This is a genomic window from Nonomuraea sp. NPDC049269 (assembly GCF_043197155.1).
Taxonomy (GTDB): Bacteria; Actinomycetota; Actinomycetes; order Streptosporangiales; family Streptosporangiaceae; genus Nonomuraea.
Map to the genome: position 1 here is coordinate 631,063 of NZ_JBICSO010000006.1, position 23,355 is coordinate 654,417.

Consider the following 23,355-nt stretch of genomic DNA (forward strand, 5'->3'; position numbering starts at 1 on the left):
CACGCTGACCGCCGTCGACTGTCGCGGATGCAGCCCACCGCCAGCCATAGGTTTGGACGCTAGCACAACCAAGGTGCGCAGGCTCTGGACGTTTTCACATTTACCTTGCATGTGGCGAAAGTCATTGTTGTGGCGTGCCAGCCCCACACTCACCAGAGAGGTGCCACGTGAAGTTCAGGGACTTGCGGACCCTGGCCTCGGTACAGGCCCCCGCCAGGTCCGTCTCCGAACGGCTCGAGAGGAGCTGCTTCAGTGTCGAAGACGTCCGCCGCATCGCGGCCCGCCGGCTCCCCAAGAGCATCTTCGACTACATGGAAGGTGGAGGAGAGGACGAGGCCTCGCTGCGACGCAACCAGGAGGCCTACTCCGACTGGTCGTTCGTCCCGAGGTGGGGCTCTGTCGCGAACCTCGACGTCAGCAGCTCGTTGCTCGGCGGACCGGCTTCCATGCCCCTGTACCTCGCACCCACCGGTGGTACTCGCCTGTTCCACCCCGAAGGCGAGATCGCAGTGGCCCTGGCAGCACAGAAGGCAGGCCTGCCCTTCGGACTCGCGGGCCTGAGCAATACGCCCATGGAGGCCGTCAGCGCTGCCGCACCCTCGTTGCGCCGGTTCTTCAACTTCTCCCTCATGACCGACAAGAGCCTGCTCCAGGCACTCGTCGACCGGGTAGGAAGCGCCGGCTACGAAGGTCTGATCATCAACGTGGACTGCCGGGCGATCGGGCACCGCGAGCGCGACCACCGCAATGGATTCACGGCTCCGCCGTCGATCCGCGGCAAGACCTTCATCGAAGGGGCGCTGCACCCTCGATGGGCCCTGCGCTTCCTGGCCAATGACGCGATCGCCTTCCCCAATCTGAGCGGCGAGGTCTCGACCGGCCCGCTCACGAGCACGCCGGACATGTGGCGCTCACTCCTCGCCGGTAGTTACGAGCCAACCGGCTGGAGGGACATCGAGGACCTGCGCGAGCGGTGGCGCGGTCCCATCATCGTCAAGGGCTGTGTCAGCGCCGATGACGCCCTGGTCGCCGCTGGAATCGGCATCGACGCCGTCCAGGTGAGCAACCATGGCGGCCGCCAGCTCGACCACATGGCCGCACCGCTGGACGTCTTGCCGGAGATCGTCGACAAGGCCGCGGGCCGCATGGAAATCATCGTCGACGGTGGCATTCGTCGCGGCACCGATGTGGTGAAGGCCCTCGCGCTCGGGGCCGATGCCTGCGCCATCGGCCGGCCCTACCTCTACGGCGTGGCGGCCGCCGGGCAGCCCGGCGTGGAGCACGTCCTCAACCTGTTTCGCGCTGAAATCACCAGAACGATGATGCTCCTCGGCGTCACAAGCATCAAGGAACTGCGGACCCGAGGCAGGGACCTGCTGCGACACCGTAGCGACGCGCTCCGCCCCCACGCACGCTCCACAAGCACCCACATTTAGGTCCGCCCTGCAGCACCAAGCACAATGGAAGTCCCAGATGAACAACCTCTTCACCATCAAGCGCCCCAGTCGCCTCCGGGCCGTCGTGGCCACGGCCGTCGTGCTGCCCCTCCTCGCCTCGCTCGCAGCCTGCGGTTCAGGTACCGACAACAAATCGTCGGCGCCGGCGCCGTCCATGGCTGCCGACTCGAAGGCTGCGGGACTGCTGCCCGACTCGATCAAGTCCAGCAAGGTCCTTCGGGTCGCCATCCCCACCAACGAACCTCCCACGCAGTACTACAAGGAGGGTACGAAGGAGATGACGGGGATCAACCCCGACATCGCTCGCCTCATCGGTGACGCGCTGGGCGTGAAGGTACAGATCGAGGTGGCCAACTTCGACTCCATCATTCCGGGGCTCGCGGCGGGCCGATTCGACATGACGGTCTCGTCGATGACCCCCACCGCGGAGCGGATGAAGGTCCTCGAGTTCGTCGACTACCTCTCCATCGGCAACTCCATCGCTGTCGCGAAGGGCAATCCGGTCGGCATCAAGGACGAGCACGGCTTGTGCGGGAAGCGGGTCGGTTTCCTTACCGCCTCCTACCAGCTGACGACCCACGTTCCCAAGTACAACAAGGAGTGCGCCGGCAAGGGCGAGAAGGACATCGCCACGTTCCAGTACCAGGACACTCGTCAGGCCATCTCCGCCCTCACGAGCGGACGACTCGATGCGGTGCTGGCCGACTCGCCGATCATGGGCTACGCGGCGACGCAGAACCCGCAGATCGAGGTGGTCGCCAACTACGGCGTGGACCCCGTCGGTGTGGGCATGCCGAAGGCCTCGGGCCTGATCAAGGCAGTCGGTCCTGCCGTGGCCGCCGTGATCAAGAGCGCGGGATACACAAAGGTGCTCAGCACGTACGGCATCGAAAGCGCGGCAATCACCGACGCTCGCGTCAACTTTGCTCAGTAGTGGTGCCTGACATGCGGACGAGTGGTGCCACGGACGAGGCGACCACGGTGGTGCCGCTCAAGCACAACGTCCGGCTGGCCGTGGCGATCGTGCTGCTTGTCGTGGCAGCGGCTGTCGCCTTCAGCGTGGCGACCAACGAGAACTACCGATGGGGGGTAGTTCGCTCCTACCTGTTCAACGATCAGATTCTGGCCGGAGCCGGCCTTACGCTCCTGCTGACCTTGATCTCCATGACAGCCGGCATCCTCCTGGGTACGGTCCTGGCGGTCATGCGTCTCTCAGCCAACCCCATCGTCAGCACGCTGAGTCGCGGCTACATCTGGTTCTTCCGCGGTACGCCGCTGTTGGTGCAACTGATCTTCTGGTACAACATCGCCGCGCTGTACCCCACGATCAGCATGGGAGTCCCCTTCGGAGGGCCTTCCATCGAGATCGCCTCAGCCAACCAGCTCATCACCCCGCTCGGGGCGGCACTCCTAGGCCTCTCACTCAACGAGGCCGCGTACATGGCGGAGATCATCCGAGGTGGAATCGGATCGGTCGACCGCGGTCAGACCGAAGCCGCACGAGCTCTGGGGATGAGCAGGGGCACACTGATGCGGCGCATCGTGCTTCCCCAGGCGATGCGGGTCGTGCTACCCCCGACGGGCAATCAGGTCATCTCGATGCTCAAGGGCACCTCGCTGGTCAGCGTGCTCGCGATCTCCGACCTGCTCTACTCCGCGCAGATCATCTACGCGGCGAACTATCAGACGATCCCGCTGCTCATCGTCGCCAGCCTCTGGTACCTGCTCATGACAACGATCTTGTCCTTCTTCCAGAACAAGATCGAGCGCCGCTACGGCCGCGGATTCGACACACCACCGCGGCGGGTCCGCCACAAGACGAGGACGGCATCATGAGCACCGCGATGGTGGCGGCTCAGAACGTTCGAAAGAGCCTGGGCTCCACGGAGATCCTCAAGGGCATCAACCTCGAAGTGGCCAAAGGTTCGGTCACCTGTCTGATCGGGCCGTCGGGTTCCGGCAAGACGACCTTCCTGCGGTGCATCAATCACCTGGAGAAGGTCGATGCCGGGCGGCTCTACGTCGACGGGCAGCTCGTCGGCTACACCGAGCGCAACGGGAAGCTCTACGAGAAGAGGGAGCGCGAGACCGCGAAGGCGAGACTCAGCGTCGGCATGGTCTTCCAGCGCTTCAACCTGTTCCCGCACATGACTGTGCTCGCGAACGTCATAGAGGCGCCGATTCAGGTGCAGCGTCGTCCCCGCCAGGAGATCACCGCCGAGGCTCAGACGCTTTTGGACAGGGTCGGGCTCGGGCACCGCGGCGACGCGTACCCCCAAGAACTCTCCGGTGGCCAGCAGCAACGGATCGCCATCGCCCGGGCACTGGCCATGAAGCCGCATCTCATGCTGTTCGACGAGCCCACCTCGGCTCTGGACCCCGAGCTGGTAGGGGAGGTCCTCGACGTGATGCGCGACCTCGCCGAGGGCGGTATGACCATGGTCGTGGTCACCCACGAGCTGGGCTTCGCCAAGCAGGTCTGTGACCAGGTGGTGTTCATGGACGACGGCGTCGTCGTCGAGAGCGGCCCACCCAGCCAAGTGCTCGACTGCCCCCAGCACGAACGGACTCAGGCCTTCTTGTCCAAGGTGCTCTAGCCAGCTCAACGGACACCCCACCCATGGGATCGAGGAACAGACCCGGCAGACCATCGAGAACCTGAAGGCCGTCCTGGCCGCCGGCGGACTCGCTTTGACCGACGTCGTGAAGGCAACGCCCCAGGGGTAGTCCGGCCAATCGCCGCCTTGGCAGCACCGGCTCGAACGCCGCACTCACCGAGACCGCGCCCGATGCGGCCTTCCCCTGATCTGAAACGTTCGGAACTGGTGATCTTCAGGGGCATTGTGCTGCTTTCATGGTCGGGTGAGGTATGAAGAGGTGCTGTCCGGCGTACGTGAGCTGTGCGTTGAACATCTGGGGGAACACGTGGGGGGCCAGCTGGCGGCGTTGGCGCGGCCCGGGTTCGATCTGAAGCCTGCGGATGAGGATGCCGCGGCGACTGGGTTGTGCCGGTGGGGCGGCCCGGCGCTGCTGGAGCCGGGCACACAGTGGCCTGTGTACGCGGGTGTGCCGCTCAGCCTGTATGCCGTGCTCGATGTCGGCGCGCTCGGCCCATGGCTCGGTGATCAGATCCCGTCGACCGGGTCCGCGCTGCTCAATTTCTTCTTCTTGGATCCATGGACCGGATCCAGGGAGGTTCCGAAAGAGGCCGGCAGCTTCAGCTATGACGATCCGCGGGTATGCCGGGTCGTGCCTGCTGACCGGCGACGCGCGGTCGAGGTCCCGGCACCGGATCCGGCCCCGAGGTTCGACCCGGTTCGGATGCGCGCCAACCCTGCCGTCACTTTGCCCTCGATGTCGTCCTACGACTGCGATCCGGTGCTCAGCACCCTCGACTACGGAGACGAGATCGAGCAGTCATCGCTTTACCGCGTGGATCCCGGCTGGCTGGTAGTCGACAAGTTCGGCGAGGATGCCTGGCCGCAGTACTGCATGGACGAGCAAGGCATCGAGTGGGGTGGCACAAGCAATCAGGCGTTCGGCTGGCCGCCGATCCGCAGCTACGGCGTTGACCTGTTGCAGGAGCTGTCGCAGGAGGAGCCTTATGCTCACCTGCTCACTCTCGCCGGCACCGACATGTGGGAGTGGGGCGACGGGGGCATTGTGCGGTTCGTCGCCCCGGCCAAGGCACTCCGGGCAGGCGACATGAGCCAAGTGCGAGCCAACCCCGACGACTGGTAGAACCGCGATCTCGTGACCCGTTGGTGAGCACAGCTGTCTCATTCATTTGAGCTCTGAGAGCGCCGGCCACACCTCCACGGCCGCGAAGTCGCGCTCCGGTGGTGCTGGCCCCGCCGCCGGACCACGGCGGGGCCTGCGGACGATCGGGTACGACTCACTCACCGATCATCCGGAGCTTCATCACGTACCAGTAGGGGGTCTCGAGCGTGCCAGTGAGGTCCTCTTCATAGAGGTAGACCTCCCCCCTGTCGAGCGTCTGGCACGTTCCGCCGTAGGCGGAGATGGAGCCGAGGGAGGTGCCGCTCCCGACAGCGGGCGGGGTGACCTCGCGCAGGCTGAAAGACTTGATGGTGTTGCCGCTGACGGTAGTGCTCACATTGCTGAAGTGCGCGGGGTCCGCGTCGTCGCCCTCTCGCATGTTGACCCAGCCGGCGGGCCACAGGTAGCCGTCCACCTTCAGACGGAGTTCGTCCTTGCCGTCGGACTCGCTCACGTTGATCGCGTCGAGGTCGTAGAACTCCACCCGGCACGACGAGGCCGTGGCCGACGCGTTCGCCGCCGGCACCGCGGCCAGCACCGCCGGCGCGGACAGGACGGTCGTCAGGGCGAGCGCGGCGAGAAGCTTGTGAGAGCGCAGCATGCTGTTTGTCCTCCTGGGGACTTGCGTCGCACGTTCTGCACGACAGCGGCATCAGGATGGGGTACGTAGCGTTAGCGCATCGTTAGAGCGCAGGTCAGTGACCGGGAGCACGCTCCTCCTATGTCTTCGTGCACAGCCGTGCGGGTTAGGCGCCCCAACTGATGGGTGTAGCTCCTCTTCGAGGACCGACGGTGGTGAATCAGTGCAGGCCGTCTTGTTCACATACCGCGTTGGTGAACTTGCCGGTTTGAAGCGCGCTCGAGGGGACCATCACACGCTCGAACCCGTTGTCGTTCCACAGGTCGCCCGAGAGTGTGAGGAGATGTTCGTATCCGTCTGCCCTCATTCCGATCCAGCTGTCGATGTGAGGCCAACCGAACACCTGGCTGTCTCCGAGTACGAATCCCTGTCGGTCCCGGCAGTAGTAGTGCCACTCCTCACGGAGCGGTCCCTGAACGAACCGTTCGGTTGGGGACTCCCAGTGGTCTTCGTCGTAGCCGGGTTCGGCGCGGTAATCGAATTTTTCCAGGACCGGGTCGCCTGTGCTGTATTCGCCCGAAACCGACGGCAGAGTAATGATCGGTGCCGCATGCAACCCAACCATGCTCAGGATCTCCGCTTGCGGTGGTGCCGCCGTCTCCACTGCATGCGCCGGATCTGCGCAGATGATCGTGCATTTCCGGCCGGTCGGTGGCGTGTCTGGGCCGGCGCGCTTGAGCACGAACCCCGGGTGGGCGAGAGCGGCCATCTGTTGGCCGACCCGCTCACCCAACAGCTCGATACAGAGTTCGCGAACTTCGGCCAGGGCGCTCTGTTGGTCCATGGGCCGAATTTCAGCAACAGCAACGGCGCGTACCGTTCCAGCGCCATCAAGGGATCTGTCTGCGATTAGTTGGCGCCAGGCGTGGTGAACGTCGGAGATCAGGTCGACGACGGCCTTGTAGCGAGTGGCGGGGCGCTTCCCACCGCCTACGCCCGTGCCCAGATGCCAGGCCAAGCTGCCGCCGCGGCCGCTTGTGATCATGACTGTAGAGTTTGAACTGCGGATCCAAGCCCTGGTCAACGTCAGACTGTGGGTTCGAGTACGGCTTGGATGTCGAGCTGGACGGTGACCTTGTCGCCGACGACGACCTTCTGGCCATCCCCGGCAGCGCCTACGCCGAAGTCAGACCGTCGGATCGTCGTCGTTGCCGAGAACCCGATCCGCTGCTCGCCCTGCAGTCCGGTCTCGTCAAGGCCGAGGAACTCGACTTCCATGGCGATGTCGCGCGTGATGTCGCGGATCGTTAGCTTGCCGCAGAGTTCGGGCAGTCCGTCGTTCACGGTCAGGCCGGTACTTTCGAAGATCATATCGGGATACCGGTCGATGTTGAAGAAGTTGGCGGAACGAAGGTCGTCGTCACGCATCCGGACTCCGGTGTTCACCGAGCTCATCGCGATCGTGGCGGTCGCGGAGCAGCCGCTTGACCGTTCGGCGGTCGTCACGAAACCGGTGAACTCCTCGAAGGTCCCGCGCACCTTGCCCATCAGATGGCGAACCGAGAACCCGATGGTGCTGTGTGCCGGATCGATGGTCCAGGTCCCAGCGGGAACCTCATCGAGAGCATCTATCGCCAGCAATGCGGCAGTCATGATTGTTCTCCTCCTCAATGGACTATGCGGTATCGCAAATGTGTGGCGTTGCGACCTTCGAGCCGACGGACCGGCTCCAGCTCGATGTGGCCTCGGCGGCGCACATGTTGACGTCGGTGTAGAACTTCGCGCTGCCAGGTGGCACGTCACCCGCGTCGACGTGGTGGGTCAGCACATGGATCGGTACGCCGTCGTGATGATCGCCTTGCCACCTTCCCGCCAGCTCGAACGTGCGGCGTCCCGAGATCACGGCGCCGGTGGCCAAGGCCTCGTGGTACACCTGCCCGTTGATCCCGGTGGACATCCGCTCGTCAAGCCAGTTGAACAGCCGCCCACCGCCGCGTCCGAGTTCCTGGCCCTTACGGTCGTCCGGTCCGGCGATGAAGCCGTCGACGGACATGGACATGTACAGACGGATCGGCGCGTCACCCATCGGAGTCGCCCCCGTCATCCGGCCAATCGGCCGCGGTCATGCCGTCGGCGTGGCCGGGAGGCCACTGGACGAGTTCGATCCGGCGGCCGTCCGGGTCGGCGGCAAACGCCGTCTTCAGGCCGTCCTCACTTTCCTGACCTGGGCCGACGGGCTCGATCCCACGTGAGGCAAGGGCATCCAGAATGCCCGCCATCGACTCGACCTTCACGACGAGGTGGCTCAGATCGGTGCCGCGTTCGACCGGCTTGCCGTCGTGAACGAGCTCGAGGGTGACGAACTCGTCGTCCGGCAGCTTGAGCATGGTGAGATGCCCGATCGGCGTGTCGGGCACGCTCCCGACGACCCCATAGCCGATGGCCTCATAGAACGCCAGCGACCGTGCGAGGTCGGCCACTCGCAGCCCGACGTGCAATGTCCTCATCGTGACTCCCCCTTCTTGTGCGATCAGCGTCCCGCGACTGCGGTTCTCACGGGTATCCCATATTTCTGGGGTCCGGCTACGCTTGACCATGGTCTACGCCCAGGCGATGCGCGAACGGGTCCGCGACGACCTCGTGCGACTGGTTCACCGCGGGATGCCGGTGGAGCACTACTGGCGCGCGGTGAGCGATGCCCTCAATGCCGCGGTGCCGTCGGAGGGTTCCTGCCTGATGACCATGGACCCGGCCACCATGCTGCCGACCGCGGAGTTCGTCGAGAACGGGCTGCCCGCGGATTCGATCAGTCGGCTCGTCGAGATCGAGTTGTGCGAACCGGACTACACCAAATGGGTCGACATGGCGCGCGCGGGCACAGCGGCGGCGAGCCTGAGCGACGCTACCGCAGGCGATCTCGACCTCAGCCGCCGTCAGCGAGAGGTCCGACGCCCCGGGGGCTATTCCGACGAACTTCGGGTCGTCCTCTCCAGCAGCACCGGCACGTGGGGCGCTCTGACCATGTTCCGCGAGACGGACAGCCCGTACTTCTCGTTGTCCGAGGTTCGGCTCCTTTCATCGCTCACCGGGTTGATCTCGGACGGACTGCGCCGGACGCTCCTGCTGGATGATGCGTGTGCCGACCGCCCTGACGCCGGAATGCTCGTACTGGATCCCCAGGACGGTGTCGACCTCGCTAACCGAGAGGCCGAGCAGTGGGTCGACGAACTCGGAATCGGCGAACGAGCCGGCACCAGGCTGCCGCTCGTGATCCGCTCCGTCGCCGGCCGGGCTCGTGCTATCGCCGACAGGGGGGAGCGGGTTGCCGACGTCGGGCTGGCCCGAGCGCGCGTCCGAACTCGGACGGGCCGTTGGGTGATCGTCCGTGCGTCCCTGTTGGGCGAGGGCCCGCTGGCGCCAGTCGCAGTGCTTCTCGAAGCGGCCCGGCCGGCCGAGATGGCCCCTTTGCTGGCAGACATGTACGGGCTGACCCAGCGAGAGAGGCGGGTCACCGAACTCGTCGCGCAAGGGCTGCCGACCAGACAGATCGCCAACCAGCTTCACATGGCGACTTACACCGTTCAGGACCATTTGAAGTCGATCTTCGCCAAGTCCGGCACCGGTTCCCGGGGCGACTTGGTCGCCCGCCTGTTCTTCGACCAGCGCGCCACGTCCCTGACCGCTCCGTCGGCGACTCCGGACGACGACGCTAGATCGTTGGCCAACCCCCGTAACGACCATGGCGTGATGGGGGCGTGAACCTTCGCGAAACGCGCAGGAGGCAGCACCCAGACGCGCCCGATATCGGAGAGCGGAACAGGGATCTGCTGGTGCCCTGGACTGGTAGGGGAGGTCCTCGACGTGATGCGCGACCTCGCCGAGGGCGGTATGACCATAGTCGTGGTCACCCATGAGCTGGGCTTCGCCAAGCAGGTCTGTGACCAGGTGGTGTTCATGGACGACGGCGTCGTCGTCGAGAGCGGCCCACCCAGTTAAGTGCTCGACCGCCCTCAGCACGAACGGACTCAGGCCTTCTTGTCCAAAGTGCTCTAGCCAGTTCAACGGACACCCCACCCACGACGAGGAGCATGGCCCGTGACCACGCGCCTGATCGGTGCGGCGTGATCAGTAGGGCACAGGCCGGTTGTCCCGCGCCCAGAGCTGCTCCGCCTCCGAGCCCGTCGGGGGCGGGCGCAACCCGTCGATCATCCACAGATCCCGCGGGGTCTCGTCGACGTGGAACTCGCAGTGCAGCCCGCGGTCGCCGGTATGCGCGGCCAGCAGGCGACCCAGGGCCTCGCTCATCCGCTCGCGCAGGCCGGAATCCTCAGCATGGCGGGCGATGTGCTCGATCACGACGCGCACGGTGTCGTCCGAAGGTACTCCCCCGACCAGAAACGATGCCCGCGGGACCTCGTGGAAGAGCGTGACGACGTAGAACTTCGGCAGCCCGAAACGGGCATAGAACTGCGTGACATCCTCGGCGAAGCCACGCTTCTGCTCCTCGGAATACGCGCCGACGGGATGATAGACCTGCCACAACGGCATCTGCCCTGCCTCCTTCAGGTTCGACGGCTCAACGCCCGATGGCTACGGTGAGCCCTCCTACCGGGCCGGACAGCGCTGCCTTCATCTGCCTGGTGACCTCGTCCACGAGCACCTCGTCGGCACCGCCTTCGATGCCGTCCAGCACCGCGATGGCGACCTCGGCGGGCGATACCTTCGGGACCGGGATCCCCGCCGTCATGTCGGTGTCGGCGAAGCCGAGGTGCACGCCGACGACCTGGGTGCCCTGCGGGGCCAGTTCGACGCGCAGGGAGTTCGTGATCGACCACAGCGCGGCCTTCGAGGCACCGTAGGCCGCCGCGCCGGCACCCCAGGACAACACGGAGTGGATGTCGACCAGCGCCCCACCGCCGTTGGCCGCCAGGACGGGAGCGAAGGTCCGCGCCACTCGCAGCGCGCCGAACACGTTGGTGTCGAACGTGGCGACCACGTCGGCCATGTCCGCCTTCAGCAGCGGCGACGGGATGAGCACGCCGGCGTTGTTGATCACGATGGTCACCTCCCGGGCCTGGGCGGCGAGGGACGATACCGCGTCCTGATCGGTGACATCGAGGGCAACGGGCAGGATCCGCGGATCATCGCTGGTAGCGGGTTTGCGCGCGGTCACGTAGACCTTCGCCGCACCGCGCTCCACCAGTGCCTCGGCGAACGCCTTGCCGAGACCGCGCTGGCCACCGGTCACCAACGCCACGGAATTCTCGATCGCGACCATGGACGGACCTCCTTCTGAGTAGAATAGATTATTAGCATCATCTATACTGTGAGGGAAGTGTACCCACCATGCCCCGAGCATCCAAGGCCGAAGCCGCGCGGCACCGTGAGCAGGTGATCGAGGCCACGGCGAAGCTGCTGCGCGCGCACGGCGTCGACAAGGTGAGCGTTCCGCAGGCGATGGCCGCGGCGGGGCTGACCCACGGCGGCTTCTACCGCCACTTCAGCTCCAAGGACGACCTGGTCGCCCAGGCCTGCTCGGCCGCGTTCGCCGAACGGGCCACCGCCCTGGACGACCTCACACAGCACGCCACCCCCGGCAGCGCCCGCACCGAATTCCTGGCGGGCTATGTGTCGGCCCTGCACCGCGACAACCCCGCCCTCGGCTGCCCCGGCCCGGCCCTCGCGGTGGACTCCGCCCGCGCCGAACCCGGCGACCCCCTGCGTCAGGCGTTCACCGCCGGCTTGCGCGGCATGGTCGACGGGATGCGGCAGCTCGACGACGGGAACGAGGAGGAGGTGCTCGTGGAGTTGTCCACCATCGTGGGAGCCTTGCTGTTGTCACGGGCCTGCGCCGACGACGACCTGTCCGACCGCATCCTCACCGCGGTCCGCGAACATCTCGTGGGTGACGCGAACGGGGAGACAAGCCCCGCCGAGTAACCCGGAACGCCGCGCCCAGCGGCTTGGGTGGCGGTAGGCGGGACGATGTCGCGTGCCCGAGAGGGAGTCAGCGCGGCGCGTAGGCCTTCGGCAGTCGCATGCCGCGGTCGGCCATGATCTGCCGGACGTGGTTCGGGTAGTTCGTGATGATGCCGTCAACGCCCATGTCCATGAGGGCCTCTAGGGTGGCGGGGTCGTCGCAGGTCCACGGGATGACCTTCAGCCCCCGGTCGTGCGCCTCCGACACCATCGCCTGATCGGGGTAGAAGCGGAAGCCTGGGTCACCGACCTTCCCACTCTGCGGGAAACCGTAGTTAGGAGAGAGCGCCGTGACGCCAGGGATGGCAGCGGCCGCCTGCACGAAATCGCCTTCGTAGTTGTCGACGTCAATGCCACCGAGCCACGGGGAGGCGCCGGGCTTGCCGATCTGAAGGAAGTCGTAGTTCGTCAGCGCCACCAGCGGCCACGTCGGCGCAAGCCGGTGCATTTCCAGCAACGCGCCCCAGTCGAAGGACTGGATGGTGACCTGGCGCTCGATCCCCGAGGTGTGGATCTCTTCGAAGACCCGGCGGACGAACAGCTCGCGAGGCGCGGTCTGCTCGGGCGCGCCCGCCTCGACCTTGGTCTCGATGTTGAGCGTGACCTGCTTGGCGCGGTAGCTCTTGACGAGGTTCAAGACGTCTTTGAGCTCGATCATCCGGAAGCCCTTGATCTGCTCCTGCTCGGGAAAACCGGGCAACTGCTGATACCCGCAGTCCATGGTCTTGATCTGCGCCAGGGTCAGGTCCTTGATGTACTTTCCGACGTACGGGTACAGCGGATCGCCGGGCGTGACTAGCCGCATAAGAAGACCCCGCCGGACGCTCCGGGCGGGGTCCTGATGTGCGGGCTGACGGCTTGATGTGCATCTTGCCTGTCGAGGTTCGGGTCTTCATCGGCTCCGGGCGGCGCGGTCAGAGGAGTCCTTGAACCCGGTACGGGTCTTGGGGCGCGTTGCGTCAATTCCCGTACTGCTTGGTGTCCGGGTGCTCGATGAGCAGGACATGGGCGACCTTGTCGGCAACGGGGCGGTGCCGCATCCCCTTGGGAACGACGAACAGTTCGCCCGCATTCAGCACCGCCGGGTCCCGCCCCTCCAACTGGATCTCGAAGCTGCCGTCCCAGCACAGGAACAGCTCGTCCTCATCGTGGTAGTGCCAGGGGAATTCGCCTTCCAATCGAGCCAGGCGAACGACGGTGGTGTCATTCACCATCGCCAGATTGCGCTGTTGGAAGGGGCCAGGGAGCTGGGTGATGGCGTCAGAAACCGAGACCGCAGCAAGATCACGCAATGCTTCGTGTTGAGTGGTCATGTCACGATCCTTGCCCTCATAGTGGCTCGACAACAGAGCCAATATTCGATAATTGGTCCGCTAAGCGGGCCAATTGTTTGGACACCGCACTCGTGTTCCGAGGCGATGGAGCGGGTGATGTGCGCGAGCCGACCGCTGCGCCGGACGCCCTGCCGCTACCGCGCTGTGGCGGGCTGGGGCGATCGGCGCCGCAGGGCCTCCTTCGTCGGCCCCGTTGGCTCTTCCTTTCAGGCGATCAAGAGCGGGCGTGACGAGCGGATCATCACACGCTGCCGTCCTCGCGCCTGTCCGGTGGGCGGATGGACCCACCCTGGTGGCGGGCGAAGGCGAACGCCGCGGCCGCGAAGCCCACCGCGGTCAGCCCCCAGGCCAGCCCGTCGAGCGCGGCGTTCGGCACGACGGCGGCGAACACGGCGTGCAAGGGCTGGGAGACGATCAAAGCCATCCCGGCCCAGGCGGGAACAGTTCCGCCTCGCCACAGCGCGGCCCCGAGCAGAACCACGCCGAGGATGTGACCGAGGACGAACAGCATGGTGGCCGCCGAGACGGCGGGCAGACCTTGCACGTCGTCCAGGAGCCGTGCGGCCGCACCGAGGTCGAGGCCATCGCGGACCGCTGACAGCGCGACGTGGTCGCTGACCCCTACGGCGTACAGCGAGGAGAAGCCGGCGACGGTCAGCACCATCCCGGCCGTCCCCAGCCGGGGGGCGCGCCGGACCGCGAGCAAGCCGATCGCGATCGTCCCCGGCACCAGCGTCAGTGTGGCGGCGAAGGCGAGCCACAGCACCGCGCTCTGGGCGTCCTGATGGGCGGCGACCTTGCCGACGAGCCCGGCTGAGTCGTCGGTCGTGGAGTACGGCAGGATGGCCCGCAGGATCGCGACGGCCAGCGGGCCGACCGGGATGAGCAGCGCGAGCGCGACACGCAGCGGCGGGACGGCCTCGCGCGTGGTCGTGGGCATGGCGGTGGTCATGCAAGAGCCTCCGAGATCGTAGGGGTGGAGGTCAGATGCCAGAAGCGTCCGCCTTCGCCGTTCCCAGGCGCATGGGCCAGGGCCGCCGAGAGGCCCGAAGGATTTCCCGGCCGTCCCAGGAGCGCACACCCACGACAGACGGGCCTGTGCACCTCATCATGTGCTCATGACACCGGGTGATTCCGCCACCTCGCCGGCGCAGGCACGGTGGCCGGTCGTGCTAGCCGCCGGGCTCTTCGGCATCGCCGTTGCCGAGGTCGCCGTCGCCGTGATCGGCAGTGCGGTGGCCGGGATGACCTGGATCGAGGCGTGGGACCACTTCGTCGTGACCAACGCGGCGATGGGCCTGTCGTTTCCGATCGGCGGTGTCCTGGTGGCCTGGCACCGGCCTCGCAACCCGGTCGGCTGGCTGTTGCTGGCCGCCGGGATCGGGCACGCGACGACGGCCGCGATCGTCCCTTTGGCCGAGGCCGGTGTGCGCGACGGTTGGCCCGGCGGACTGATTCGCACGCTCGTCACCGTCGCGGCGTGGGCGTGGCCGTGGTCGATCGGGTTGTGCCTGCCGCTGATCCTGCAGCTCTTCCCCGATGGTCGTCCCGTCTTTCGGCGGCTGATGTGGGCCACCGTGGTGACCTCACCGCTGTTCGCGCTGGAGATGGGCACCAGCCCGGATCCCGTGGTCGACGGATTTCCCGGTTACCTGATCATCCACGCCGACCTTGACCCGCTGTGGACGGCGGTCGAGGTGCGCGGCCTGGCCGCTATGACGGTAGGCCTGGTGGCGCTGGTGGTGCGCTTCCAGCGCGGAGACGAGCGGCGGCGCCGTCAGCTGCTGTGGCTGATGCAGGCGGTGCTGCTCGTCCTGATCGTGCTGGTGCCGTGGGGGGTTCTGCAGAACGCGCCGGTCTACGTCCTGCTCGCGATCCCGCTCATTCCCGCCGCGATGACCGTGGCGATCCTGCGCCACCAGCTGCTCGACATCCGGCTGGTGCTCTCGAGAACGGTGCTGTACGCGCTGCTCACGGCCGTCGTCGTCGCCTCGTACGTCGGCCTGGTGGCTCTGCTCGACAGCGTGATGCGGCGTGAGGCCGGACTGGGCAGCTCGGCGGCGGTCACCGTGCTGATCGCCGTGGGGTTCAACCCGGTGCGCGTACGCCTCCAGCGCATCGTGGACCGGATCGTGTATGGGGACCGCGCCGATCCCGTACGGGCGGTGTCACGGGTCGGGGCGCGGCTGGACACCGGTCTTCCCGGAGTGCTGGAGGCCGTACGGGAGGCGCTGCGCCTGCCGTTCACCGCCCTCCGCACCGATGACACCGAGGTGGCGGCCTGCGGCGCACCGCCTGAACTGCTGCACACGATCCCGCTCACCTACGGCGGGGTACGGGTGGGTGAGGTGGTCATCGGTCTGCGTGCCGGTGAGAAACGCCTCGGCGGCCCGGACCGGGCGGTCCTGGAACTGCTGGCGGCGCCGCTGTCGGTGGCGGTGCACGCGGTCGCCCTCTCCGAGCAGTTGCAGCGTTCCCGCGAGGCCCTGGTGGTGACCCGCGAGGAGGAACGGCGGCGCCTGCGCCGCGATCTGCACGACGGCCTGGGCCCTGTGCTGACCGGCGTGACGTTCAAGGCCGATGCCGCAGGCAACCTCCTGGTCACCGACCCAGGCCGCGCCCGGGCGCTCCTAACCGAACTTCGCGCCGAAACCGCTCAGGCCATTGACGACATCCGGCGGCTCGTCTATGATCTTCGGCCGCCGGCCCTGGACGACCTCGGCCTGGCCGGCGCGATCCGGCAACGCGCCGCCCAGCTCGAACGCCCCGGCTTGACGGTACTCGTCGAGGCCGCCGGCCTTCCCGCCCTGCCCGCGGCTGTGGAGGCGGCGGCGTACCGTATCGCGGTGGAGGCCCTCACCAACGCGGTCCGGCACTCCAGCGCCGGCCGAGTGCGTATACGGATCCACGCTGACGGACATCCGGCCGCGGCCGAGCCGGCCGCCCACCACCTGCACGTTGAGGTGGCCGACGACGGAAGTGGATCCGGCGCGTGGCAGCCGGGAGTCGGCATGCGATCGATGCGCGAGCGCGCCGCCGAACTGGGCGGCACCTGCATCGCGGGCCCCGAGCCCACCGGCGGCCGGGTGACGGCCACGCTACCCTTGGGGGCAACATGATCAGTATTGTGCTGGCCGACGACCACCCAGTGGTGCGCAGCGGCCTGCGCGCGCTACTGGACTCCATCAGCGGCCTGACCGTCGTGGCGGAGGCGGCCGACGGCCACGCCGCCGTACGCGAGGCGGTGACGCACAAGCCCGACGTCCTGGTCATGGACATCCAGATGCCGCATCTGGACGGCATCGAGGCCACCCGCCGGATCGCCCACGCGGCGCCCGAGGTCGCGGTGCTCATGCTCACCATGTACGAGGACGACGACTCGGTGTTCTCCGCGATGCGTGCCGGTGCCCGCGGCTATCTGCTCAAGGGCGCCCAGCAGGACGAGATCGCCCGCGCCATCCACGCCGTCGCCGCCGGCCAGGCCATCTTCGGCCCCGGCGTGGCCCGCCGGGTACTGGGCTTCTTCGCCGCCCCGCCGGCCGTCCAGGACCCCTTTCCCGAGCTCACCGGCCGCGAGCGGGAGGTCCTCGATCTCATCGCCGCCGGCCGTCCCAATGGCGAGATCGCCCGCCACCTGGTCATCGCTCCGAAAACGGTCGCCAACCACATCTCCAGCATCTTCACCAAGCTCCAGGTGGCCGGCCGCGCCGAAGCGATCATCCGCGCCCGCGACGCCGGCCTCGGCCGCCCCTGACGGACGTCTTTCAGCTTCATATGAAGGGCGCGTAGGTGTCGTTGGTCAACACCCTGGAACCAGCCTGTGGGTTGAGCAGATACCGCCTGCTATAGCCGGCGGCAGGGCCGACCCTTGCTCCCCCGGCTTGGACGAACCCCCTTACGCTCCGTCACGCAGCGCTCGGATCGCGGCGAGCACCTCGGCCCGGTTACCGGCCGCCTTCATCCACACTGGCAACCGCTCCAGCAACGTCTGCGACCCCGCTGGCCTGGGCCGCTCCCGCTGCGTCGCAGCCACATACGCCTCCAGCAACTCCAGATGCGGCACGTTGTACGCCCACAGCACCCGCCCGCAACAAGCCCGCCGCAACCACAACGGCAATCCAAAGTACGGGTCATCCGGCCCGCCGAACGTCGGCACCACGAGCGCGCCACGACCGGTGAAGTACACATCCCCAGCACCACTACTCCACCGCTGCGGCACCCACTCGGCGACATGACCACACCCGAGACAGGTCAACCGATGCGGCGCCGTCAACCAGCCCATCGCGTACGCATGGCCATCGCGATAATCGCGATATACAGCCACCAACGCACGCCCGCCACACCGCGGACACCGAACCAGAATCTCCCTGGCGAAATGCCACAGACGCACACCGGGATCCCGAAACCGACCCGCACCGGCTCCCTCGACTTCCACAGCACACATCCTGCCCCGCCCGCCAAATCCGCGCTCTCTTCTTCGGGACGCACCTCTGCACCCGCCCATGGCCCAACCAGGGAGGGCTCTTGGCGGTCGCGGTAGGCGGGACGATGTCGCGTGCCCGAGAGGGAGTCAGCGCGGCGCGTAGGCCTTCGGCAGTCGCATGCCGCGGTCGGCCATGATCTGCCGGACGTGGTTCGGGTAGTTCGTGATGATGCCGTCAACGCCCATGTCCATGAGGGCCTCTAGGGTGGCGGGGTCGTCGCAGGTCCACGGGATGACCTTCAGCCCCCGGTCGTGCGCCTCCGACACCATCGCCTGATCGGGGTAGAAGCGGAAGCCTGGGTCACCGACCTTCCCACTCTGCGGGAAACCGTAGTTAGGAGAGAGCGCCGTGACGCCAGGGATAGCGGCGGCCGCCTTCACCAAATCGCCTTCATAGTTGTCGACGTCAATGCCACCGAGCCACGGGGAGGCACCGGGCTTGCCGATCTGAAGAAAGTCGTAGTTCGTCAGCGCCACCAGCGGCCACGTCGGCGCAAGCCGGTGCATTTCCAGCAACGCGCCCCAGTCGAAGGACTGGATGGTGACCTGGCGCTCGATCCCCGAGGTGTGGATCTCTTCGAAGACCCGGCGGACGAACAGCTCGCGAGGCGCGGTCTGCTTGGGCGCGCCCGCCTCGACCTTGGTCTCGATGTTGAGCGTGACCTGCTTGGCGCGGTAGCTCTTGACGAGGTTCAAGACGTCCTTGAGCTCGACCATCCGGAAACCCTTGATCTGCTCCTGCTCGGGGAAACCGGGCAACTGCTGATACCCGCAGTCCATGGTCTTGATCTGAGCCAGGGTCAGGTCCTTGATGTACTTTCCGACGTACGGGTACAGCGGATCACCGGGCGTGACCGGTGCGGTGTCGCGGCACTTCTGAGCGCTGATCTGCCGGTCGTGGTTGACGACGACCTTCTCATCCTTGGTGACGTGGGTGTCCAGCTCCAGAGTGCTGACCCCGAGGCGCATCGCCTTACCGAACCCCTCCAGCGACTCCTCGGTCGTCATACCGATGCCACCGCGGTGGGCCTGAAGGTCGAAGTGAGTCTTCTGGGGCAGCACGCCGGGACCGTCGGCCGTTGACGCGTGGGCAGCTACTGGGGCGGCGAGCGCGGGCACAAAGGCCAGGCTCACCAGGACATGACGAAGGTGCATGAGGGGGCTCCGCTGCGTTTGGCCTGTCTGGCCTCACGACGCTAGATCGCCGGCCGACCCCCGTAACGACCATGGCGTGATGGGGGCGTGAACCTTCGCAGAACGCGCAGGAGGCGGACCCAGAGCACCCGAGATCAGGCGTCCCGACCTGACCTGTACCAACCACCCAACGCTGGACGGCACGAAGTAGCACGGCAGGTGGCACGTAGATCGTGGTAAGCGGCCACGTCCCCGCTCCCCTCCCTCAGCCCGTACGGCAGGACTCCGATGTGCCTGGAATTTCTCGGTGATATGGCGAACGAGTTTTGGTAGCACTCCGCGACCGTGATGAGGCAGCTAGTTGACTTGCTGTCTCCTGCGAATGAAATAGGCCTTTGCCACTTGACCGGCTCGGCCTGAACGGCGCACAACGCGACTCGAGAACCGGCCGCTCACGATGCCGCAATGGGGCTGTCTTCCATGACAACGGGCACTATTTCGCAGAAGAATGAGGGTGAGGCCCGCACAGTCAGAGACGGCGTGCCAGCATGGCGGGTATGGCGATCTTTGTCCAAGAGGCGGGTCCGGTCGACGCTCCGGCGGTGGTGCTTTTGCACGGTGTGGGCACCAGCGGCTGGATGTGGAACAGGCAGGTCTCCGCACTGGCGACCGGCATGCGTGTGCTGGTTCCCGATCTGCCGGGGCATGGGCAAAGCAACACGTGCCCGTGGGTCTCGATCGCCGACACCGCCCGTCTGGTAGCCGAGATGATCGCCGCGCGGGCTCCGTCGGGCCGGGCGCACGTCGTTGGGCTTTCCCTGGGCGGTTATGTGGGGGCGTATCTGACCGCGACAGCTCCCGAGGTGGTGGTGAGCGCGATCGTGAGCGGGGTGAACGTGCTGCCGTTCCCCAACCCAGGCAGATTGCGGCTCATGGGTGCGCTGATGGCACCGGCCATGAAATGGGGGCCAGTGCTGCGGGCCAATGCTCGCGCGCTCAACGTTCCTGCGGCCGACATCGACGGCTACCAGAGCGCCGCGCGAGCCACCACGCGGCAGGCATTCCGCAAGGTCAGCAGCGAAGCCCTCGGCTTTCGGCTTCCGCCCCAGGCCAAGGACTCCCGGTGCCGGATTCTGGCAGTGGCCGGCGAGAACGAGCATGATCTCACCAAACGGTCCCTGGCCGAGATCGCCGCAGCATTTCCCCAGGGCGAGGCCTGCCTGGCACCCGGAGTGGGACACGCATGGAGCGGCGAAAAGCCCGAACTGTTCACGGCCATGATCCGTGCCGAGGTCACGGGCGCTCGGCTACCCGAAGACCTCATCCCCGTGCCTGCGAAGGATGATCCCGTCCCTCAGAGCCCGTACCAGGCATAAGCACAGCTGGTGCCTTCCGAGAGTTCTCTGCAGCAGGAGCACGGCATCGCTCGCGGTTCCGTCCGGCGAGCCATGGAACTCCTGCGAGAGGAAGGCCGGGTCGTCAGCGTGAGGCCCGCGGTGATAGGGCCGTGAATTTTCGCGAAACGCGCAGGTGGCGGAACCCAGGCGCGCCCGATATCGGAGAGCGGAACAGCAATCTGCTGGTGCCCTGGACTCGAGGCGTCCCGACCTGACCTGCACCAGCCACCTGTGGATAGACGGCGAAATTCGGGTCCTCATTGTCCGGCTGGGCGCCCAGCCGGAACCCACACGCCGACATTGGCATCCAACAGCGCATGAACGTACGTCGCCTCAAATATTCGACCGCCCTGGGAGCCCCCGTCCTGTACGCCGCGGTCAACCTGATCGCGCTCCAGCTGATCGTCCATCCGACGGGAGAGCTCAATCCCTGGTACGGCGAGCCATGGAACGACATGTTGAGGTCGCGCATGCGCGGAATGTGACGCTCGGCATCACCCTGATCCTGGCCGCCGAGGCGGTTCTCATCACCGTGCTCGACCGGCTGAACCATCGATCACCCTCCAACTCCACCGTGCCGACCGGCGTCTGGTTCATCCTGTACGAACTGGCTCTGGTCGTGGGTGTGCTGCTCTCTCCCTTGACACGCCTGGATGTCCGGCCCGCCGGATGCCGTGCCGGTCCGCGCGATGAGCGGTGAGGAGGTCAGCGTGCCTTGGGGAAGGCGGCGCGCAGGCTGGATCCGTTGACGATGAAGGCGACCGCGGCGATGGCGATGGCGATGATCGCAAACGGCATGGCGATCGAGGCGCACGCGTACATCCGCACCCACCGTAACCTGCACCTTTCACGGCGACTCGAAGCCGTATCAGAGCCATGTCAGCTCCATGTTTGGTCGCGGGGCCACGATTCTCGGCATGGACACATCAATGCAACCCCTGGCCAACACCCAAGGCGCCCAGCCGAAAGGCTTCGTCGCGAAGCTCCTCGCCGACCGTCACTCCGTCCCGCTCTCCATCGCACTGCACCTGGTGCCCGGCGCGGTCATCGTCGGCGTGTACGCGTTCATCGCCGCCCCCCTGGTCCGGACGATGAACTTCCCGATCTTCCTGGCCTGGGCCATCGCCCTCGCGGTTGTGCTCTTCCCGCTCCAGCTGTTCCTGCTGTGGCTGGGCAAGAAGCAGACCGGCCGCTTCACGATGAAGGGCGTCGTCCACTACCGCGACAAGCCGCTCTCACGCAGGAAGGTCTTCTGGCTCGGGGCCGCGTGCCTCGTGTGGATGACCGTGGTCTCGCTCTCGCTGACCCCGCTGGACAACATCGTCTACGACTGGTTCTTCACCTGGGTGAACTACCAGGGCGCCGGCCCCGACGGCACCGCCTACCTCCAGGGCTACTCACACGAGCTCGTCCTCACCACGCTGCTCATCTGCGCGCCGTTCACCGGCTTCACCCTGCCCCTGCTCGAGGAGTACTACTTCCGCGGCTTCCTGCTGCCCCGCCTCCCGCAGCTCGGCAAGTGGGCCCCGTTCTTCAACACCTTCTTCTTCTCGGTGTACCACTTCTGGGCCCCCTGGACGGTCCTGTCCAAGCTCGTCTTCCTCTACCCCGGCGTCTGGCTCGCCTGGAAGAAGCAGGACATCCGCATCTCGATCACCATGCACCCCGGCTCGGCACTGCTGATGACCGTGGTCGGCATCATCGCCCTCGCCTCCGGCGCCTACTCGATGTAAGACCGCCCGAAACGAGGGGTGCCATCCCCGGCGGTCTTTTCGAGGTCACCCTAGGGATCCTGCTCATCGTGAAGGGACTTCCCGCCAGGCCGGAGACCGACCACGCAAAAGCTGCGTAGTCCAGCCGACAGACGCTGCCTAAAGACCGCCCCGCTGCAGCTACATCAGCTGTTCCAGCGCCTTGGGATCGAGTAGGTCCTGGGTCGGCTTCCAGTATTCGGCGTAGACATGCTGTCCGAGCGTGGGGAGGCACATGAACACGTAGTTGCGGATCAGGGTGGGCGACCAAAAGGCCCGGTGCGAGATTCAGCATGCCGATGGCTCCTTCGGGCCCGTCGAACGGAGTGCCGACGGTGGCCGAGGGCTTGCAGCTATGGCGGCGGCCATCGTTGCGGCTGAGTGCTGTGGTGGCCCGCCGGTCACTTCAGATCGGCGAGGAGGTCATCGAGGGCCTTCTTGAGGGCTTCGGAGTTGGCCGAGTCGAACCAGGTGGTTCGGATGCGTTCGTTGCTTCCGTTCGGGGTCTCATGGTCGGCTGCGAGTTGGTGCAGGGAGCGCGTCTCGTCACTCAAGGAGCGGCCGACGCCCTGGAAGAGGCCGCGGACGTAGTGCTCGGCGTCGTCGGAGGCGATGCCCTGGCCGACGGCCCACGACGTGAGCGTGGCGAGATACCAGTAGTGAGCGGTCAGCGTCCCCGTCACCGCGGAGAAGACGTTGAAGGCCGCCTCATCCGCGACGGGGAGCGCTCCACCCATCTGCTCAAAGAAGGAGTTCACCTCCGGGTGCGATGGGCACACCACCGTGACGGAGCGGCGTTCGCGTATGGCCGGCAGGGGGATGGCCCGGACCAGCGGGACATCGGTGGCGAGTGTCTGCCGCAGGTCGTCGTTGCCGACGCCGGCCATCACGTTGACCACCACCTTGTCGCCGTCCACCCGCACGCCGTCCAGGGCATCGTGCCGGTCTGGGCGACGTACGGCGATGATCACCAGCTCGGAGCGTTCCACCACCTCCTGATTGTCGGCACAGACCTGTACACCCTCGTAGCGCTCGGACAGTTCCGCAGCGGTGCGGGCTCCCCGGGGAGAGAGGAACACCTCTGGCGACTCGCCGCCTCCGTCACACAGGCCCATCACGATGGCCCGGCCGATCTCGCCCACTCCGATGATGCCGATGCGCTTCACAGTGTCTACCTCCATGGTGCGTGGTGGTCGTGGCCCATTTTGGACCTACAACTCCCCGTATGTTTGGCGCTACTGGCGACGTGCCGCATCGCGCGTCCGCTCAGCGTGATCACCATGCACCGCAGTCGTGTCTACGCCCTCCTGATCGACACCCCCACGCAGGAGGCCGAGGCGGCGGCCGCCTTCTGGCCCGCGGTGCTGGGAGCCACGGCCCGCCCGCTGCCTTCCGAGGAGCGAGTCGACGGTGGCTCGGCGTCTTTCCCGCGCCAGCCGGCGCCGCTATCTACTGAGGAC

Annotated in this window: 27 protein-coding genes and 1 pseudogene; 14 read left to right on the forward strand and 14 right to left on the reverse strand. The window is 66.5% G+C overall.

The genetic code is table 11. The features are described from left to right. Positions 1-167 precede the first annotated feature (167 nt). The 5 genes from ACGFNP_RS34820 to ACGFNP_RS34840 all read left to right on the forward strand — a co-directional run bounded on the left by ACGFNP_RS34820 (position 168) and on the right by ACGFNP_RS34840 (position 5,198). Positions 168-1,436 (forward strand): alpha-hydroxy acid oxidase, encoded by a 1,269-nt coding sequence (locus ACGFNP_RS34820; protein ID WP_393325876.1) that lies wholly within the window; start codon positions 168-170, stop codon positions 1,434-1,436. Between the two features lie 37 nt (positions 1,437-1,473). Then, positions 1,474-2,391, forward strand: coding sequence for a transporter substrate-binding domain-containing protein (locus tag ACGFNP_RS34825; RefSeq protein WP_393325878.1), 918 nt, complete (start codon positions 1,474-1,476; stop codon positions 2,389-2,391). A gap of 11 nt (positions 2,392-2,402) precedes the next feature. Next, complete coding sequence (locus tag ACGFNP_RS34830; RefSeq protein ID WP_393325880.1) at positions 2,403-3,293, forward strand: amino acid ABC transporter permease; 891 nt, start codon at positions 2,403-2,405, stop codon at positions 3,291-3,293. Then, positions 3,290-4,054 carry an amino acid ABC transporter ATP-binding protein gene (locus ACGFNP_RS34835; RefSeq protein ID WP_393325882.1) on the forward strand — a complete coding sequence of 255 codons (765 nt, stop codon included), beginning with the start codon at positions 3,290-3,292 and terminating at the stop codon, positions 4,052-4,054. Before ACGFNP_RS34830 ends, ACGFNP_RS34835 begins: the two co-directional genes overlap by 4 nt. 265 nt (positions 4,055-4,319) lie before the next feature. Next, the gene (locus tag ACGFNP_RS34840; protein WP_393325884.1) at positions 4,320-5,198 is read left to right on the forward strand and encodes a DUF1963 domain-containing protein; all 879 of its coding nucleotides are present in this window, start codon (positions 4,320-4,322) and stop codon (positions 5,196-5,198) included. A gap of 154 nt (positions 5,199-5,352) precedes the next feature. Here ACGFNP_RS34840 and ACGFNP_RS34845 read toward each other — a convergent pair whose 3' ends face one another. The 5 genes from ACGFNP_RS34845 to ACGFNP_RS34865 all read right to left on the reverse strand — a co-directional run bounded on the left by ACGFNP_RS34845 (position 5,353) and on the right by ACGFNP_RS34865 (position 8,324). Next, positions 5,353-5,838, reverse strand: coding sequence for a hypothetical protein (locus ACGFNP_RS34845; protein ID WP_393325886.1), 486 nt, complete (start codon positions 5,836-5,838; stop codon positions 5,353-5,355). A 199-nt stretch (positions 5,839-6,037) separates the two neighbouring features. Continuing rightward, positions 6,038-6,862 (reverse strand): hypothetical protein, encoded by an 825-nt coding sequence (locus ACGFNP_RS34850; RefSeq protein WP_393325888.1) that lies wholly within the window; start codon positions 6,860-6,862, stop codon positions 6,038-6,040. 41 nt (positions 6,863-6,903) lie between these two features. Further along, on the reverse strand, positions 6,904-7,470 hold the full coding sequence (locus ACGFNP_RS34855; protein ID WP_393325890.1) for a YceI family protein: 567 nt from the start codon (positions 7,468-7,470) through the stop codon (positions 6,904-6,906). Between the two features lie 22 nt (positions 7,471-7,492). After that, positions 7,493-7,903 carry a hypothetical protein gene (locus ACGFNP_RS34860; protein ID WP_393325892.1) on the reverse strand — a complete coding sequence of 137 codons (411 nt, stop codon included), beginning with the start codon at positions 7,901-7,903 and terminating at the stop codon, positions 7,493-7,495. After that, positions 7,896-8,324 (reverse strand): VOC family protein, encoded by a 429-nt coding sequence (locus ACGFNP_RS34865; RefSeq protein ID WP_393325894.1) that lies wholly within the window; start codon positions 8,322-8,324, stop codon positions 7,896-7,898. Before ACGFNP_RS34865 ends, ACGFNP_RS34860 begins: the two co-directional genes overlap by 8 nt. 88 nt (positions 8,325-8,412) lie before the next feature. Between ACGFNP_RS34865 and ACGFNP_RS34870 the strand changes: the two genes are divergently transcribed. Both ACGFNP_RS34870 and ACGFNP_RS34875 read left to right on the forward strand, forming a co-directional pair. After that, positions 8,413-9,576, forward strand: coding sequence for a helix-turn-helix transcriptional regulator (locus tag ACGFNP_RS34870; RefSeq protein WP_393325896.1), 1,164 nt, complete (start codon positions 8,413-8,415; stop codon positions 9,574-9,576). Between the two features lie 75 nt (positions 9,577-9,651). Continuing rightward, positions 9,652-9,813, forward strand: a pseudogene (locus tag ACGFNP_RS34875) (ectoine/hydroxyectoine ABC transporter ATP-binding protein EhuA); the annotation flags it as partial. Positions 9,814-9,942: 129 nt separating this feature from the next. Here ACGFNP_RS34875 and ACGFNP_RS34880 read toward each other — a convergent pair. After that, positions 9,943-10,365, reverse strand: coding sequence for a tautomerase family protein (locus ACGFNP_RS34880; protein WP_358331921.1), 423 nt, complete (start codon positions 10,363-10,365; stop codon positions 9,943-9,945). 28 nt (positions 10,366-10,393) lie between these two features. Continuing rightward, positions 10,394-11,095 carry an SDR family oxidoreductase gene (locus ACGFNP_RS34885; protein WP_393325898.1) on the reverse strand — a complete coding sequence of 234 codons (702 nt, stop codon included), beginning with the start codon at positions 11,093-11,095 and terminating at the stop codon, positions 10,394-10,396. A gap of 68 nt (positions 11,096-11,163) precedes the next feature. Between ACGFNP_RS34885 and ACGFNP_RS34890 the strand changes: the two genes are divergently transcribed. Further along, on the forward strand, positions 11,164-11,757 hold the full coding sequence (locus ACGFNP_RS34890; protein ID WP_393325900.1) for a TetR/AcrR family transcriptional regulator: 594 nt from the start codon (positions 11,164-11,166) through the stop codon (positions 11,755-11,757). A 67-nt stretch (positions 11,758-11,824) separates the two neighbouring features. On the opposite strand, the gene ACGFNP_RS34895 is transcribed toward ACGFNP_RS34890, so the two are convergent. The 3 genes from ACGFNP_RS34895 to ACGFNP_RS34905 all read right to left on the reverse strand — a co-directional run bounded on the left by ACGFNP_RS34895 (position 11,825) and on the right by ACGFNP_RS34905 (position 14,082). Further along, complete coding sequence (locus ACGFNP_RS34895; protein ID WP_393325902.1) at positions 11,825-12,601, reverse strand: glycerophosphodiester phosphodiesterase family protein; 777 nt, start codon at positions 12,599-12,601, stop codon at positions 11,825-11,827. Between the two features lie 154 nt (positions 12,602-12,755). Next, complete coding sequence (locus ACGFNP_RS34900; RefSeq protein WP_358331934.1) at positions 12,756-13,109, reverse strand: cupin domain-containing protein; 354 nt, start codon at positions 13,107-13,109, stop codon at positions 12,756-12,758. 262 nt (positions 13,110-13,371) lie between these two features. Then, entirely contained in the window at positions 13,372-14,082 is a 711-nt protein-coding gene (locus ACGFNP_RS34905) for a hypothetical protein (RefSeq protein WP_393325904.1), read from the reverse strand. Between the two features lie 166 nt (positions 14,083-14,248). Here ACGFNP_RS34905 and ACGFNP_RS34910 point away from each other — a divergent pair, with 166 nt between their 5' ends. Next, a complete protein-coding gene (locus ACGFNP_RS34910; RefSeq protein ID WP_393325906.1) occupies positions 14,249-16,249 on the forward strand; it encodes a sensor histidine kinase in 2,001 nt (666 codons plus the stop codon). Further along, positions 16,246-16,884, forward strand: a complete 639-nt coding sequence (locus ACGFNP_RS34915) for a response regulator (RefSeq protein ID WP_393325908.1) — start codon at positions 16,246-16,248, stop codon at positions 16,882-16,884. Before ACGFNP_RS34910 ends, ACGFNP_RS34915 begins: the two co-directional genes overlap by 4 nt. A 141-nt stretch (positions 16,885-17,025) precedes the next feature. On the opposite strand, the gene ACGFNP_RS34920 is transcribed toward ACGFNP_RS34915, so the two are convergent. Both ACGFNP_RS34920 and ACGFNP_RS34925 read right to left on the reverse strand, forming a co-directional pair. Next, positions 17,026-17,316 carry a hypothetical protein gene (locus ACGFNP_RS34920; RefSeq protein WP_393325911.1) on the reverse strand — a complete coding sequence of 97 codons (291 nt, stop codon included), beginning with the start codon at positions 17,314-17,316 and terminating at the stop codon, positions 17,026-17,028. Between the two features lie 384 nt (positions 17,317-17,700). Continuing rightward, positions 17,701-18,768 (reverse strand): glycerophosphodiester phosphodiesterase family protein, encoded by a 1,068-nt coding sequence (locus ACGFNP_RS34925; RefSeq protein WP_393325913.1) that lies wholly within the window; start codon positions 18,766-18,768, stop codon positions 17,701-17,703. Positions 18,769-19,304: 536 nt separating this feature from the next. Here ACGFNP_RS34925 and ACGFNP_RS34930 point away from each other — a divergent pair. The 3 genes from ACGFNP_RS34930 to ACGFNP_RS34940 all read left to right on the forward strand — a co-directional run bounded on the left by ACGFNP_RS34930 (position 19,305) and on the right by ACGFNP_RS34940 (position 20,844). Then, positions 19,305-20,123: an alpha/beta fold hydrolase gene (locus ACGFNP_RS34930; RefSeq protein WP_393325916.1), complete on the forward strand. Its 819-nt coding sequence runs from the start codon at positions 19,305-19,307 to the stop codon at positions 20,121-20,123. 338 nt (positions 20,124-20,461) lie between these two features. Further along, positions 20,462-20,629, forward strand: coding sequence for a hypothetical protein (locus ACGFNP_RS34935; RefSeq protein WP_393325918.1), 168 nt, complete (start codon positions 20,462-20,464; stop codon positions 20,627-20,629). Beyond that, complete coding sequence (locus tag ACGFNP_RS34940; RefSeq protein WP_393325921.1) at positions 20,626-20,844, forward strand: hypothetical protein; 219 nt, start codon at positions 20,626-20,628, stop codon at positions 20,842-20,844. The genes ACGFNP_RS34935 and ACGFNP_RS34940 overlap by 4 nt, the downstream gene beginning before the upstream one ends. A 5-nt stretch (positions 20,845-20,849) precedes the next feature. Here ACGFNP_RS34940 and ACGFNP_RS34945 read toward each other — a convergent pair whose 3' ends face one another. Next, entirely contained in the window at positions 20,850-20,972 is a 123-nt protein-coding gene (locus tag ACGFNP_RS34945) for a hypothetical protein (RefSeq protein ID WP_393325923.1), read from the reverse strand. 89 nt (positions 20,973-21,061) lie between these two features. Between ACGFNP_RS34945 and ACGFNP_RS34950 the strand changes: the two genes are divergently transcribed. Further along, on the forward strand, positions 21,062-21,877 hold the full coding sequence (locus ACGFNP_RS34950; RefSeq protein WP_393325925.1) for a type II CAAX prenyl endopeptidase Rce1 family protein: 816 nt from the start codon (positions 21,062-21,064) through the stop codon (positions 21,875-21,877). A 419-nt stretch (positions 21,878-22,296) separates the two neighbouring features. Here ACGFNP_RS34950 and ACGFNP_RS34955 read toward each other — a convergent pair whose 3' ends face one another. Beyond that, positions 22,297-23,061: an NAD(P)-binding domain-containing protein gene (locus ACGFNP_RS34955; protein ID WP_393325927.1), complete on the reverse strand. Its 765-nt coding sequence runs from the start codon at positions 23,059-23,061 to the stop codon at positions 22,297-22,299. Between the last annotated feature and the right edge of the window lie 294 nt (positions 23,062-23,355).

Coding starts and splice junctions, on each gene's coding strand:
- ACGFNP_RS34915 (WP_393325908.1), top strand. CDS start 16,246: ATGATCAGTATTGTGCTGGCCGACGACCACCCAGTGGTGCGCAGCGGC.
- ACGFNP_RS34830 (WP_393325880.1), top strand. CDS start 2,403: ATGCGGACGAGTGGTGCCACGGACGAGGCGACCACGGTGGTGCCGCTC.
- ACGFNP_RS34860 (WP_393325892.1), bottom strand. CDS start 7,903: ATGGGTGACGCGCCGATCCGTCTGTACATGTCCATGTCCGTCGACGGC.
- ACGFNP_RS34825 (WP_393325878.1), top strand. CDS start 1,474: ATGAACAACCTCTTCACCATCAAGCGCCCCAGTCGCCTCCGGGCCGTC.
- ACGFNP_RS34900 (WP_358331934.1), bottom strand. CDS start 13,109: ATGACCACTCAACACGAAGCATTGCGTGATCTTGCTGCGGTCTCGGTT.
- ACGFNP_RS34890 (WP_393325900.1), top strand. CDS start 11,164: ATGCCCCGAGCATCCAAGGCCGAAGCCGCGCGGCACCGTGAGCAGGTG.
- ACGFNP_RS34865 (WP_393325894.1), bottom strand. CDS start 8,324: ATGAGGACATTGCACGTCGGGCTGCGAGTGGCCGACCTCGCACGGTCG.
- ACGFNP_RS34850 (WP_393325888.1), bottom strand. CDS start 6,862: ATGATCACAAGCGGCCGCGGCGGCAGCTTGGCCTGGCATCTGGGCACG.
- ACGFNP_RS34930 (WP_393325916.1), top strand. CDS start 19,305: ATGGCGATCTTTGTCCAAGAGGCGGGTCCGGTCGACGCTCCGGCGGTG.
- ACGFNP_RS34910 (WP_393325906.1), top strand. CDS start 14,249: ATGACACCGGGTGATTCCGCCACCTCGCCGGCGCAGGCACGGTGGCCG.
- ACGFNP_RS34870 (WP_393325896.1), top strand. CDS start 8,413: ATGGTCTACGCCCAGGCGATGCGCGAACGGGTCCGCGACGACCTCGTG.
- ACGFNP_RS34880 (WP_358331921.1), bottom strand. CDS start 10,365: ATGCCGTTGTGGCAGGTCTATCATCCCGTCGGCGCGTATTCCGAGGAG.
- ACGFNP_RS34950 (WP_393325925.1), top strand. CDS start 21,062: ATGGACACATCAATGCAACCCCTGGCCAACACCCAAGGCGCCCAGCCG.
- ACGFNP_RS34935 (WP_393325918.1), top strand. CDS start 20,462: ATGAACGTACGTCGCCTCAAATATTCGACCGCCCTGGGAGCCCCCGTC.
- ACGFNP_RS34835 (WP_393325882.1), top strand. CDS start 3,290: ATGAGCACCGCGATGGTGGCGGCTCAGAACGTTCGAAAGAGCCTGGGC.
- ACGFNP_RS34855 (WP_393325890.1), bottom strand. CDS start 7,470: ATGACTGCCGCATTGCTGGCGATAGATGCTCTCGATGAGGTTCCCGCT.
- ACGFNP_RS34895 (WP_393325902.1), bottom strand. CDS start 12,601: ATGCGGCTAGTCACGCCCGGCGATCCGCTGTACCCGTACGTCGGAAAG.
- ACGFNP_RS34845 (WP_393325886.1), bottom strand. CDS start 5,838: ATGCTGCGCTCTCACAAGCTTCTCGCCGCGCTCGCCCTGACGACCGTC.
- ACGFNP_RS34925 (WP_393325913.1), bottom strand. CDS start 18,768: ATGCACCTTCGTCATGTCCTGGTGAGCCTGGCCTTTGTGCCCGCGCTC.
- ACGFNP_RS34905 (WP_393325904.1), bottom strand. CDS start 14,082: ATGACCACCGCCATGCCCACGACCACGCGCGAGGCCGTCCCGCCGCTG.
- ACGFNP_RS34885 (WP_393325898.1), bottom strand. CDS start 11,095: ATGGTCGCGATCGAGAATTCCGTGGCGTTGGTGACCGGTGGCCAGCGC.